Raw genomic sequence first — 12,501 nt, 5'->3', positions numbered from 1 at the left:
TCACTCCGATGTCACCGGCCGACCCCTTGCGGGACGTGTCGCTGTTCGCCTCCGGCGTTTGGCTGGCAGGCGTCGTGCCACGCCCTGACCAGGAGTTGATCCAGTGCCTTCCTCTCGTCGTACCTTCCTCGCGGGCGGCGCCGCCGCCGGTGTGGGCCTCGCCGTCGCCGGCGGCCTGCCGTCGCTGGCGCAGGCCAGCCCGGCCCGGCCGCACCCGCCGGCGAAGCCCGGCAACGTGCCCTTCCCGCCGCTCGTGGACGACCCCAGGGGGATCCTGGCCCTGCCCAAGGGCTTCCGCTACACCATCGTCACCCGCACCGGCGTGACCCGGCTCGACCGCGGGCAGGGCGTGACCCCGTCGGACCACGACGGCATGGCCGTCTACGACGCCGGCCACGGCCGTTACACCCTGATCCAGAACCACGAGATCGACCCGGGCGCCGAGTTCGGCGTGCCGCACGTCAAGGGGACGGTCTACGACCCGGGCGCCGTCGACGCCGGCGGTTGCACCGTGATCACGACGGACGGGGCGGGCCGGAACCTGGGTGAGTTCGTGGCGCTCTCCGGCACCATCTCCAACTGCGCCGGCGGGCCGACCCCGTGGGGGACCTGGCTCACCTGCGAGGAGACGGAGGACCGGGCCGGCGACACCTGGGAGGAGGGTGACCGCTCCGGCGTCTACCAGAAGGACCACGGCTACGTCTTCGAGGTGTGGGCCGACGGCAGCGCGGACCCGAGGCCGATCAAGTGCCTCGGCCGCTACTCCCACGAGGCCCTGGCCGTCGACAAGGACCGCACCCGGATCTACCTCTCCGAGGACGCCGACGGACCCAACGGCCTCTTCTACCGCTGGACCGCGCCGCACGGCGTCAGGGTCGGCCCCGGCGTGCTCACCCGCCTCGCGCCGAACGCCGGCGTCCTCGCCGCGATGCAGATCATCATGGACGACGGCTCGGTGCTGCCGGACGTCGCCTACCTGACCTCCGCCCAGCTCGGCCGCCCCTTCCCGGTCCGCTGGATCGAGGTGCCCGACCGCGACGCCCGCACCACGTCCGTCCGTGAGCAGTTCGCCGACGGCCAGGTCACCCGGGGACGCAAGTTCGAGGGCGTGTGGGCCACCGACGAGGGCGTGTACGTGGTCAACTCGTACGCCTGGGACGAGGGTGACCTGCCGGCGGACGCGGCGCCGCACGACGGCATGGTGTGGTTCTACAACTTCAAGGACCAGACCATCCAGCTGGTGACGTACTTCCCGCACCAGACCCAGTCCGAGGAGGGGACGCCGGTCAAGTACACCGACCTCACCTTCGACGGTCCGGACAACGTGACTGTCACCCCGTGGGGCAGCCTCGTGCTCGCCGAGGACGGCTCGGGCGCCTCCCACGTGCTCAGCACGATCCCGGGTGGCCCGACCTACCCGATCGCCCGCAACCAGCTCAACGACTCGGAGTTCTGCGGGCCGACCTTCTCGGCCGACGGCAAGGTGCTGTTCGTCAACATGCAGGACCCCGGTCTCACCCTGGCCATCACCGGCCCGTGGGAGAAGTACCTGGGCTGACGCCGCCCGGACGGTGGGGGGTCGGGCGCGTCGCCCGGCCCCCCACCCGCGTCGCGGCCGCCGCTCAGCGCGTGGCCGGACCGCCGGAGCGCTTGATCAGCATCGCGCCACCGGCGGCGAAGAGGACGCCGAGGACCAGCCCGACGACGTTGCCCTGGGTCAGGCTGCCGACGAACCCCAGGACGCCCACGACGACCAACACCACACCGAGGACGCGCATCGCGACACTGCCGGCGGAACTCACCCGTTCACTCGTCATGGCACCCCCTGTGCCCGACGCGTCGAGTCCGCAAACGACGGACCGGCTCACTCCACCTTGGTCAGGAGCGGCTTGCCCTTCTCCACCACGTAGGTGGCCAACTCGACGGCGACGCCCTCACCGACATTGCGGGCCTGGTGGTGCACGCCGTACGGCACGGTGAGCGCGTCGCCGGGCCGGCACACCACCGGCGACCGGCCGTCGAGGCTGTATTCCAGCGCGCTGCACGATATCGAGGATAGGCGCGGGCTCACCGGAGCAGCCCCCGTTCCGCCAGGAAGATCCGCAACGTCTCGGCATCCTCGGCCGACATCAACCAGCGTGGGATCACGGTCGCCGGCATCCGGCCGACGTACACGATCCAGAAGTCGGGCGTCTCCCGCACCTGCGCGACGCCGTCCCAGGCGATGCCGCCGGACTCCGAACCGCTGCGCATCATGATGTTGTCGTCGGTGATGTCGTACCCGCCCTCGACCGCGTACCTGTCGGAGCGGCGCTGGGCGCGCGTGCGCACCCACGGCAGGTACAGCATCGACAGCACGCCACCGATGAGCAACGCCGTCCACAGCGGGGAGATGCGCTGACCCGAGCCGGTGCTCCACGCGACGGCGAGGCCGACCACTCCGACGACCGCGAGGGCCGCGCCGACGTAGGTGTACCGGCGCAGCCGAACACCGGCCAGAGCGGCGGCCACGCGGCCGGGGTAGGCGGGATCGGCGGGTACGTCAAAACGGATGTGCACGCCGAAACGATAGTGCGCCGACCCCCGACCGGTCGGAGGTCGGCGGCGTTCACGGCCCGGAGCGACCGCCGGGCGCGTCCCGCCCGCCCGGTGCGGCAGTCTGAGGAGGTGGATGCACGCGAGCCGGCCGACGACGTCCGAGCCCCCCGGGCCCAGGTCGGGTCCAGTCCGCAACACCTGCTGACCACGGTGCTCGGCGAATATCTCGACTCCGCCGACGCGGACCTGCCGTCGACCGCGATCATCGCGATCCTGGCCGAGTTCGGGGTCAGCGAGGCGAGCGCCCGCGCCGCGCTGTCGCGGCTGGTCAAGCGCGGTCTCATCGCGGTACGAGGGCGGGGGCGCCCACCGGTCTACCACCTCACGCCGACGGCGATCGCCAGGCACCGCACCCGGATGCGACACTTCCTCAGCTTCGGCGCCCGACCCCCGCGCTGGACCGGCGAGTGGCTGCTGGTGTCGTTCTCGATCCCGAGCGCCGGTCAGGCCGCCCGGCACGCCGTACGCCGGACGTTGGGCGCGCTGCGCTTCGTGGGCCTGTACGACAGCGTGTGGATCCGACCGGGGTCCGATGCCGCCCCGGTGCGCGAGGCGCTGGACGAGGTGCTGCGCGACGCCGACGGCGCACGGTGGTCCGTCCTGCACGTCCGGTTCGACGAGGAGGCCGGACCGCACGGTCCGGCGTCCGCGTACGACCTGACCACCCTCGCCTCGGGGTACGCGGACTTCGTCGCCCGCTACGCGGAGCTACGCGCGGCGGCACGCGCCGGCACGGTGACCCCGGTCCGGGCCCTGGTGGCCCGGACCTCCGCCATGGACTCCTGGCGGAGGTTCGCGGACCTCGACCCGGACCTGCCCGCGCACCTGCTGCCGAGGCACTGGCCCCGCCAGCAGGCCCGGGAGACCTTCCTGGACATCCACTCCACGCTCGGCTCGCTCGCCGAGGCCCGCCTCGTCGAGGTGGCCACGCCGCACTGGCCGCAGGCCGCCGCGTGGATCACGCACTTCCGGGTCTCCACCGACCCCGACCACCCGGAGCCGACCGGCGGGACGCGGGCGGACGCCGGAACAGATTGACACTTATCGTTACTGCGGTGATAGTAACTGCACACAGCTCCCGTCGGATCGCCCAGGGAGAGCGCGGCCGGGCGATGGATGCCGCCCCCATCCATCAGACGCGCGGCCAGCGCTGATCACCTTGGTCAGGGCGTGGACGGACGACCACCACCGCCACCGCAGGGAGCGCCGTCGTGACATCCGTTGGAGGGCGCATGAGAAGGACATCGAAGGTCTACGCGGGGCTGGCGGCACTGCTGCTGCCGGTCACCGCAGCGATCATGGCGATCGGCGTGACACCCGCGGACGCCGCGGTCGGCGGCTCCGGCCCCTACCCCGCCGACTACGAGACCTCCCCCAGCCTCGCCAACCACACCATCTTCCGTCCGCAGACGCTGCCGTCCGAGCGCCTACCGATCCTGGCCTGGGGCAACGGAGGCTGCTCGGGCAACGGCCTCTCCCAGGGCAACTTCCTGCGCGAGATCGCCTCGCACGGCTTCCTCGCCATCGCCAACGGCGCGCCGAACGGGTCCGGGTCGACGAACTCCCAGATGCTCACCCAGTCCATCGACTGGGCGTTCGCGGAGAACGCCCGGCAGGGCAGCAAGTACTACAACAAGATCGACACGAGCAGGGTCGCCGTGGCCGGCTTCTCCTGCGGCGGCCTGGAGGCGTACGCCGTCTCCAACGACCCGCGCGTCACCACGACCGGCATCTTCAGCAGCGGCCTGCTCAACGACGCGGACGACTACCAGCTGCGGAGGCTGACCAAACCGATCGCCTACTTCGTCGGTGGGCCCAGCGACATCGCGTACCCCAACGCCATGGACGACTGGGGCAAGCTACCGTCCGGGTTGCCCGCGTTCATGGGCAACCTGAACGTCGGGCACGGCGGCACCTACGACCAGACCAACGGCGGTGAGTTCGGCCGGGTCGCGGTGCTCTACCTGAAGTGGCGGCTCAAGGGCGACACCACCGCCGGGACCAACTTCGTCGGCGCCAACTGCGGCCTGTGCCGCACCCAGTGGACCGTCCAGCAGAAGAACCTGACGCTCGGCGACGACACACCGCCCACCACCCCGCCGCCCACCACGCCACCGCCCACCACGCCACCCCCGGGCGGCACTCCCGCCTGCACCGCCGTCTACGCGGTGCAGGACCAGTGGAACGGCGGCTTCGTCGCCAACGTCACCGTCACGGCGGGGACCGCCGCCCTCACCGGCTGGCGGGTCACCCTCAACCTGCCGAGCGGCGCGGCGGTCACCTCGATGTGGAACGGCGTCGGCAGCGGCACCAGCGGCACCGTCACCGTCGCGAACCAGAGTTACAACGGTCGCCTGGCCGCCGGCCAGTCGACAAGCTTCGGGTTCCAGGGCACCGGGAACGGCAACGGGGCCACCACCACCTGCGCCGGAAGCTGAGGCGCGACGGAATTGTCGGTGGGTCGGCGCCACACGCCGGCCCACCGATCGACCCTCGACGGGTCAGCTCCGTCGCCACACCCGGAACGACTGCACGAGCCTCCACACGCCGTCGTCCTGGCGCGCCTCGTTGCGCCAGCGGAAACTGTCGGGCTCGATGTCGAAGAAGGTCCACCGCAGGTCACCGCCGTCCAGGACGATGTCCGCGCCCACCCGTGCGGCCAGGAACGTGTGCACGCGGTGTCGCCCCGGCCCGACCCAGGTCGAGCGCCACACGCCCGGACCGGCCGAAGGGTCGGGAAACCGTACGCTGACGCCGTGCTCGACCCCGGGCAGGACCCAGACGTCGGTCGTCGCGTGACCGCCCAACGCGTACCCGAAATGCCACTCACCCCGTCGAACCGTCGACGAGCCGTCCGGGTCGTACTCCGTGCAGTCCAGGAGCCAGGACCCGGCGAACTGTCCGAACAGGCGGAGATCGAGGCCGTCAGCGGGACCGTCGGCGAGGAACGCCGCCCCGACGGCGGCAGAGGGTGGGGTAGTCATCCCGGCAGACTAACCACGCCCCCCGACGACTCCGGGTCGGTCGGTGGCTGTCGGTCGGGTGCGCGAGACTGGCCGGCATGGCTGACCTGAGCGACGCGAAGACCGCCCTGCGGGAATACCTCCGGGGGACTCGCGAGGACCTGATCTGGAAGCTCGACGGGCTGAGCGAACGCGAGGTGCGACTCCCCCGCACCGCGACCGGCAACAACCTCCTGGGGATCATCAAGCACTGCCTCAACGTCGAGGCCGGCTACTTCGGGCAGACCTTCGGGCGGCAGTTCCCGACGCCCGACGAACTGGTCCCGATGGAGGCGTACGACGAGGACCCGCAGGCGGACTGGTACGCGTACGAGGACGAGACGAAGGACGGGCTGATCGACCTGTACCGCCGGGTCGCGCTGTTCGTGGACGAGACGATCGAGCAGCTTCCGCTGGACGCGCCGGGACGGGTGCCGTGGTGGCGGCCCGGCGCGCAGGACGCGACCCTGCACCGGATCATCATCCACGTGACCACCGACCTGGCCCGGCACGCCGGTCACGCGGACATCCTGCGTGAGCAGATCGACACCACGATCGGCCTGCGACGGGAGAACAGCGTCCTCCCCGACGGCCACGACTGGCCGGCGTACGTCGCCAAGCTGACGAAGCTGGCCGACCGCTTCGGCTGACGGCCCCTCGGTGACACCGACGGCTGGCCGAGGAACACCTCGACCAGCCGCCCGGCACCGCTCGATCTCGACGGGTCAGCAGCCGATCCGGCTGGACCCGACCGCGACGTCGTCGTACCAGAGGGTGTCGGCCCCGGCGCCGTAGCTCTCCCAGCCCAGCCTCAGGTCGGTGAGCTGCGGCCGCCAGGTGCGGTTGTACCACTGGCCGTCGATGTCGTGCGTCGGCACGCCGTCGGCGGTCAACCCGGCGATGGCGGCGCCGTCCAGCCAGGTACGGAGCTGGCCGGTCGCGCCGTCCACCATGAATTCCACGCAGGCCCACCGGTTGGTGGGCAGCGGCACGCTCTGCGCCACCCCGGCCGGGCTCTGCTCGGGCAGCGTCGCGTCGTCGGAGGCGCGGTTCCACTGGAGGGCGCCGTTCTGGCCGCCCAGCCGCAGATCCCTGTTGTTGTCGGCGGCGTCGGTCATCGTGATCATCGTGGTGTGATCGGTGGGCTGGGCGGTGGTGTGCCGCACCCAGATCCGCGCGTAGCGGACACTACCCACGCTGGCGAGGTTCTTCGAGGACCGCACGAAGACGTGGTTGCAGTAGCCCGCCGCCCCGTTGATCCGGACCGCCCGGCTCCCGCTGTGCGTGGTGGTGGTGTCGATGCTGGCGGTGCCGGCACCGGAGCAGTCCGGGTTCACCACGCTCCACTCGCCGGACGGCGTCGAGCCGGTCTGGTTCTCGAAGCCGTCGCAGAGCACCGCCCCGGCACACCCGACCGGCGGGGGCGTCGTGGGCGGGGGCGTGGTCGGCGGGGGCGTCGTGGGTGGAGGCGTGGTCGGCGGGGGCGTGGTCGGCGCGGCGCCGTTGCACGGTACGCCGTTCAGGCTGAATCCGGTCGGCGCGCCACCGCTGGAGCCGAAGGTCCCCTGCACGCCGAACTCGGTGGAGCCGCCGGCCGGAATGCTGCCGTTGTACGACGCGTTGCGGGCGGTGACCGTCGTGCCGGACTGGGTAACGGTGGCGTTCCAGCCGCTCGTGATGCGTTCGTCGCCGGCGTACGTCCAGGTGACGGTCCAACTGGAGACGGCGGTGTCGCCGGGCGACACCTTCACCGCGGCGGTGAACCCGCCGGGCCACTGGTTGGGCGTGTAGGTGACCTGGCATCCCTGGGCGGCGCCGGCCGGGTCGGTGAGCACCGCCGTTCCGGTCGCGGTCAGGGCGGCGACCACCAGCACGGCCCAGGCGGGGCGGGCACGGAAAAATCTCATGAGTTGTCCTTCTGCCGAGAAGCTCGGACGGGGGTGCGCGTCCTGCCCGGATGCGATGCGACAACCCGCCCACTGTGCGGCGCGGCGGTGCGCCACGGCGTCTGGTCGGCGCGTACGACCGAGGTGCCCGGCTCGGGGAGTGGACCTGTCAGCCGCCGACGGCCCGGACGCCCGGACCCGGCGGTGCCCGCCCTCAATCTATTGACCCATCTCGATTCAATCAACCCTGCCAGTCCACCGAGGCCCGGAGTCGCCTGATCGTCCGTAGCAGCTCGTCCCGATTAGCGGCATCCTTGATCCACCTCGGCAGCCGCGCCACCAACGTCATGCCGCCGGGCTTCGCACGCCGCTCGCGCAGCCGAGCGCCGACGTACCCCTCCATGAGGTCCAGGTGGGCAGGGTTGAACGCCCAGAGCGTCCGCCCGCCGCAGCACCTGGCGCTCAGCCAGTAGGGCAGTCGGAAGAACGGGTCCACCGGGCCGTTCCAGCACAGGCCGGGCGACTTCCGCGCCGACCAGGACGCCGAGTAGGCGCACCCGGTGCAGGTGAGTCGACGGAACGAGCCGATTACGGCGGCGTCGCGGTGGCCGCGCACCAGAATCGAGCCGGGTGCCCGTCAATCGACGAGCAGGTGTTTCTGCACCTTGCCCATCGCGTTGCGCGGCAGCGCGTCCAGGAAGCTGATCCGCCGGGGCCGTTTGTGGGCGGAGAGCGTCCGGGCCACGAAGTCGACGAGTTCGGCGGCGGTCACCTGGTCGGCCACGACGAAGGCGGTCACCTGCTGGCCGAGGTCATCGTCCGGCGTGCCGACGACGGCAGCCTCGCGGACGTCCGGGTGGGCCAACAGGGCGTCCTCGACCTCGCCCGCGCCGATCCGGTAGCCCCCGCTCTTGATCAGGTCGGTGGACCGGCGGCCGACGATCCGGTGTGCCCCGTCCGGCGCCACGCTGGCGATGTCACCCGTGCGGAACCACCCGTCGTCGTCGCGCACCGCCGCCGTGATGTCGGGTCTGCCCAGGTAGCCACTGAACAGCATGGGACCGCGCACCCACAGCTCCCCGATGGCCGTGCCGTCGGCCGGCACCGCCCGCCCGTCCTCGTCGACCACCCGGGTCCGCACACCCGGCACCGGCGCGCCGACCACGCCGGGCCGCCGGGCCGGATCGTCGGCGCGATTGCTCAGCGTGATCAGCGTCTCGGTCATGCCGTAGCGCTCGACCGGCCGGTGACCGGTGAGCTGACGCATCCGATCGAACACCGGACCGGGCAGGGCGGCGCTGCCGGAGACCAGCAGCCGTGCCGAACTGAGGCGCTCGGCGACGTCGGGTTGGGCACAGATCCGCGACCAGACGGTCGGCACCGCGAAGTAGAGGCTGCCGCCCGCCGCGGCGTACGCCTCGGGGGTCGGGCGTCCGGTGTGGCGCAACCGGCAACCGACCCGCAGGGCGCCGAGCACGCCGAGCACGAGACCGTGTACGTGGAAGAGGGGCAGCCCGTGCACCAGGACGTCGTCGGGGGTCCATGCCCACACCTCGGCGAGCGCGTCGATGCCGGCCTCGACCGCACCGTGCGTCAGGACGGCTCCCTTCGGCGCCCCCGTGGTGCCGCTCGTATACATGATCAACGCGGGCTGTTCGGGCCCCGGCTCGGGATGGCGGGTGCTGGAGGTTCGCGTCAGGTCGACGCGTCGGACGTCGACCTCCGCCGGCACGTCCTCCGCCCCGGCCAGCAACAGCGTCGCGCCCGAGTCCCGCAGGATGTGCGCCCGCTCCCGGGGCCCGGAGTCGGGCGGCACGGGCACGACGGCGGCCCCGCCGAGCAGCGCCCCGAGCACCCCCACCACGGTCTCGGCGGTGGCCGTGGCGTGCACCGCGACAACCGGCTCCCCGTGCAGGTCGTCGGCGACCGCGCTGGCGCACTCCAGCAGACGCTCGGCGGACATCGTCACCGGCCCGAACCGGAGCAGATCGTCGGCGGCGGGCGTGGACCGGGCGAGACCGGCGAGCAGACGCATGGGCCGAGGCTACGCCGCACGCGCCACCCGTACTGCCCTCGGCGTGGGGCACCGCACCGGGTGCTGGTCTGCCACACTCCCGGGGTGCTCAGCGACCTCGACCAGATCGAAGCGGCCCTCCTCGGCACTCCCCTCGCCGGCCTGCCCACCGGATACGGCCCCGGGGGCACCGTCCTCGTCGGCGGCGTCGACCCCGGCCGACTGCTGACGGCCTGGCAGGCCGCCGAGGCCCTGGTCCCGGTCACCGGACGCCGCCCGATCCTGATCACCGACGACTTCGTCGGCAGGCTGGAGTTGCGGCCGGAGCCCCAGCCGGGGCCGGCGGAGTCGGAGTTGCTGGCGTTCGCCGAGGCCGCCAGGTCGTCCGACCCCTGGTCGACCTACCGCCACCACGGGGCGGACGACGAGGTCCAGGAGGGCGAGGCCGAGTACTACGCGCACGGCGTGGCCGGCGCCGACCTGACCGACCTGGCGTCGGATGTGGCGCTGCCGACCTCGCGCCCCGCGCTGGAGCGGGCGCTCTACGACCGGCTGCTCGCCGACCCCGACCGGTACGCCGAGGTTCTGGCCACAGTGGAGTTCCTCACCCAGACCGACTACTGGTTCACGCCGGACAGCGTCCTGCTCATGCTGCTCCCCACCGATGACGTACGCAGCTCGGGGTACTGGGTGGACCACTACGGCGCTCTCACCCTCGAACACCGGCAGCAGCTCGCCGAGGTGCTGGCGCGGTGGCGGGACCGGTGGGACGCCCGCCTGGTCGCCTCCTGGGGCACCATGCTCCAGTTCCAGGTCGGTCGCCGGCCGTCGCCGGGTGACGAGGCGTGGACCGCCGCCGGGCAGATCAAGGCGCTCGCCCCGAACCTCGATCTGAGCCAGTGGGAGGTCGCTGTCGCCCTGCCCGCCGGTGGCGCGTGGTTCCTGCACGACCGACCCTGACGGTCCGACAGCGCCGGCGTGCTGTCGGCGGCGTCCGCCACGGCATCATGGGGTTTCGTCCACTGCCGCCGGCGGGTAGCGGACGCTCATGAACCGCAATCTCCTCAGGGGTCTCCAGGTCGCGTGGGGGCTGCCCGAGTTCCGCGACGGGGTGCGTCACCTCGTCGACCTCGACGAGGTGGCGGTGCTGCTGGCCGCACTGTCCGTCCCGGACCACGGCCACGAGGTGGAGCGCAGCCTGTTGAGCCTGCTGCGGTCCGCGCTGGACACCGTCGAGATCCGTGCGGCGGTGTTGTTGCTGCTGGAGCGGGACGACGTGCGCCGCCCGCTCGTCGCGGCGCTGGTGGAGCCCCTCGCGGACCGCCCGGGTCTGGCCGCCGCCGTCACGTCGGCGGTGGAGGACCCGGCGGTACGCCGCGAGGTGCGGGCCGTGCTGGACAACGCCACGGTGCGGGAACTGATCTGGCAGGCGGTGGAGAACCAGGTGAGTGACAACCGGGTCGGGCTGATCCGGCGCGCCGCCGTACTGTTCGTCCGGCATCGCGGCGTCCGGCGGCTCGCCTGGGCTCTCCGCCGGCACGGTGTGGCGCGCGAACTTCGACGGCAGCCGAGGTAGGGCCGTCAGAGCGGTGGCCAGGCGTTCGCCAGCAACTGCCGGAAGTGCGCCGGGAACCACTCGCCGAACGGCGGGGCGCTCGGCGTCGCTCCGGTGTCGTACGAGGATCCGCGCGGCGAGGCATAATACGGGTCGCACATCGGCTCGTACGGCTGTCCCATGATCGGGCGACTCGCAGCGCCGTCGGACTCACCGGGCGGCTTGACCCAGACGTAGGCGTCGATGCCCGGCTCCGGCTCAGCGGCAGGCCGCTGGCCGAGGCCGGCCCCCACCTGGTTGCACCAGTTGCCGACGACCGCGCGCCGGTCGATCCGGCTGCCGTCGACGTACCGGTTCAGGTCGCCGGTGGCGACCGGTCCGGTGGGTCGGTTGGGGCCGCCCCACCCGTTGCGAGAGGTGTCGACCACCACTCCCGCCGTCACCGGAAAGCCCGCCGCCGTCAAGCTCTCCCGCATGTGCCGCGCGTACGGCACCTCGTCGACGAACGGATTCCAGTCGACCCACTTCGACTGGTACACCGGTTGGCCGTTGACGACGTCGTCGACGCGGAAGTGCTCCTCGCGCAGCACCGAGTAGTTGGCGACGTTGGTGACGAATCCGTGGACGTTGGCCGGCGTGCTGCCGGCGGCGGTCGTGGCCTGGAGCAGCACTGTGCGCAGCGGCTCGGAGTCTTCCGGCCAGCCGACGTCGCCGTGGTGGCTGATGTCCAGGTAGGAGTAGACGTTGGGCAGGGTGCCGAGCCGGGCCAGGGCGTACCCGACACCCTCCAGGTAGGTGCCGCGTGCCAACACCTCGTCGCAGCCCGCTGTGGCGTGGTACCGACTGCCGGTGTTGACCACCAGATCGGACAGCGAGCCTGGTTCGACGAAGGCGACGATCCGCAGGTTGGCGTACTCGGGAGCAGCGAGGGTCTCAACGATCGGGTCGACGAACTCCGCTCGGTACCGGTCGCTGTCCTCGATCGACAACTCGCCCTGCGGGGCGTGTCGGCCACAGTCGCGGGCCGGCAGGTTGTAGAGGGTCACCTGGACGAGATCGGCGTGCTGCGCGACGGCCGCGTCCAGATGCGCGCGCAGGCCCATCGCCCCGGCCGCGCCACCGATACTGGCGATCCGATCCAGCCAGACGGCGGTCGGCTGCCCGGCGACGGCGTCGCCCCCGGGCTCCGCGGCGGCACGATCGGACCATTCGGGGTTGACGTAGACCCGGGCGCCGACGTAGGGGTTGTCCGGTCGGGTCGGCGGTTCGGCGGCGCTGGCCGGACCGGCGAGCGAGCCCATGACGAGCACGGACGCGACAGCCTGAGCGAGTATGGTTTCCGGGCGGTGCATGGTCACGGCGCAACTCCTCGCAGCCCGGCGTGCTGTCGGGCGTGTCCGTCGGCTGTCGGCGGGCTCGGTCGCTCCGCCACGCTCGACATCGATC

The 12,501-nt window shown here is 72.0% G+C and carries 14 protein-coding genes; 6 read left to right on the top strand and 8 right to left on the bottom strand.

The genetic code is table 11. The features are described 5' to 3' along the window. The first annotated feature begins 103 nt into the window (after positions 1-103). Entirely contained in the window at positions 104-1,558 is a 1,455-nt protein-coding gene (locus tag O7634_RS18735) for an alkaline phosphatase PhoX (protein ID WP_278151405.1), read from the top strand. Between the two features lie 64 nt (positions 1,559-1,622). Here the strand turns inward: O7634_RS18735 and O7634_RS18730 are convergent, their stop codons facing one another. Genes O7634_RS18730 through O7634_RS18720 form a run of 3 tightly spaced genes read right to left on the bottom strand, consistent with a single transcriptional unit; the run spans position 1,623 to position 2,559 of the window. After that, complete coding sequence (locus O7634_RS18730; protein WP_278151404.1) at positions 1,623-1,817, bottom strand: hypothetical protein; 195 nt, start codon at positions 1,815-1,817, stop codon at positions 1,623-1,625. 47 nt (positions 1,818-1,864) lie between these two features. Next, positions 1,865-2,071: a hypothetical protein gene (locus O7634_RS18725; protein ID WP_278151403.1), complete on the bottom strand. Its 207-nt coding sequence runs from the start codon at positions 2,069-2,071 to the stop codon at positions 1,865-1,867. Then, entirely contained in the window at positions 2,068-2,559 is a 492-nt protein-coding gene (locus O7634_RS18720; protein WP_278151402.1) for a YcxB family protein, read from the bottom strand. The genes O7634_RS18725 and O7634_RS18720 overlap by 4 nt, the downstream gene beginning before the upstream one ends. Positions 2,560-2,667: 108 nt before the next feature. Here O7634_RS18720 and O7634_RS18715 point away from each other — a divergent pair, with 108 nt between their 5' ends. After that, the gene (locus O7634_RS18715; RefSeq protein WP_278151401.1) at positions 2,668-3,636 is read left to right on the top strand and encodes a PaaX family transcriptional regulator C-terminal domain-containing protein; all 969 of its coding nucleotides are present in this window, start codon (positions 2,668-2,670) and stop codon (positions 3,634-3,636) included. Positions 3,637-3,830: 194 nt separating this feature from the next. Further along, entirely contained in the window at positions 3,831-5,036 is a 1,206-nt protein-coding gene (locus O7634_RS18710; RefSeq protein ID WP_278151400.1) for a cellulose binding domain-containing protein, read from the top strand. A 63-nt stretch (positions 5,037-5,099) separates the two neighbouring features. On the opposite strand, the gene O7634_RS18705 is transcribed toward O7634_RS18710, so the two are convergent. After that, positions 5,100-5,582, bottom strand: a complete 483-nt coding sequence (locus tag O7634_RS18705; RefSeq protein WP_278151399.1) for a hypothetical protein — start codon at positions 5,580-5,582, stop codon at positions 5,100-5,102. A gap of 77 nt (positions 5,583-5,659) precedes the next feature. Here O7634_RS18705 and O7634_RS18700 point away from each other — a divergent pair, with 77 nt between their 5' ends. Continuing rightward, positions 5,660-6,250, top strand: a complete 591-nt coding sequence (locus O7634_RS18700) for a DinB family protein (RefSeq protein ID WP_278151398.1) — start codon at positions 5,660-5,662, stop codon at positions 6,248-6,250. Between the two features lie 75 nt (positions 6,251-6,325). On the opposite strand, the gene O7634_RS18695 is transcribed toward O7634_RS18700, so the two are convergent. From O7634_RS18695 to O7634_RS18685, 3 genes are all read right to left on the bottom strand, one after another. Beyond that, positions 6,326-7,507, bottom strand: coding sequence for a cellulose-binding domain-containing protein (locus O7634_RS18695; RefSeq protein WP_278151397.1), 1,182 nt, complete (start codon positions 7,505-7,507; stop codon positions 6,326-6,328). A 220-nt stretch (positions 7,508-7,727) separates the two neighbouring features. Next, entirely contained in the window at positions 7,728-8,102 is a 375-nt protein-coding gene (locus tag O7634_RS18690) for a hypothetical protein (protein WP_278151396.1), read from the bottom strand. Positions 8,103-8,123: 21 nt separating this feature from the next. Further along, entirely contained in the window at positions 8,124-9,521 is a 1,398-nt protein-coding gene (locus O7634_RS18685) for an acyl-CoA synthetase (protein ID WP_278151395.1), read from the bottom strand. A gap of 84 nt (positions 9,522-9,605) precedes the next feature. Here O7634_RS18685 and O7634_RS18680 point away from each other — a divergent pair, with 84 nt between their 5' ends. Both O7634_RS18680 and O7634_RS18675 read left to right on the top strand, forming a co-directional pair. Further along, positions 9,606-10,460: a DUF4253 domain-containing protein gene (locus O7634_RS18680; RefSeq protein WP_278151394.1), complete on the top strand. Its 855-nt coding sequence runs from the start codon at positions 9,606-9,608 to the stop codon at positions 10,458-10,460. A gap of 88 nt (positions 10,461-10,548) precedes the next feature. After that, entirely contained in the window at positions 10,549-11,076 is a 528-nt protein-coding gene (locus O7634_RS18675) for a hypothetical protein (protein WP_278151393.1), read from the top strand. Positions 11,077-11,081: 5 nt separating this feature from the next. Here the strand turns inward: O7634_RS18675 and O7634_RS18670 are convergent, their stop codons facing one another. After that, positions 11,082-12,407, bottom strand: coding sequence for a glycoside hydrolase family 6 protein (locus tag O7634_RS18670; RefSeq protein ID WP_278154010.1), 1,326 nt, complete (start codon positions 12,405-12,407; stop codon positions 11,082-11,084). Positions 12,408-12,501 lie beyond the last annotated feature (94 nt).

The organism is Micromonospora sp. WMMD1120 (genome assembly GCF_029626235.1).
In the GTDB taxonomy this organism is placed as follows: Bacteria; Actinomycetota; Actinomycetes; order Mycobacteriales; family Micromonosporaceae; genus Micromonospora.
This window is presented reverse-complemented; position numbering and strand designations above follow the sequence as displayed.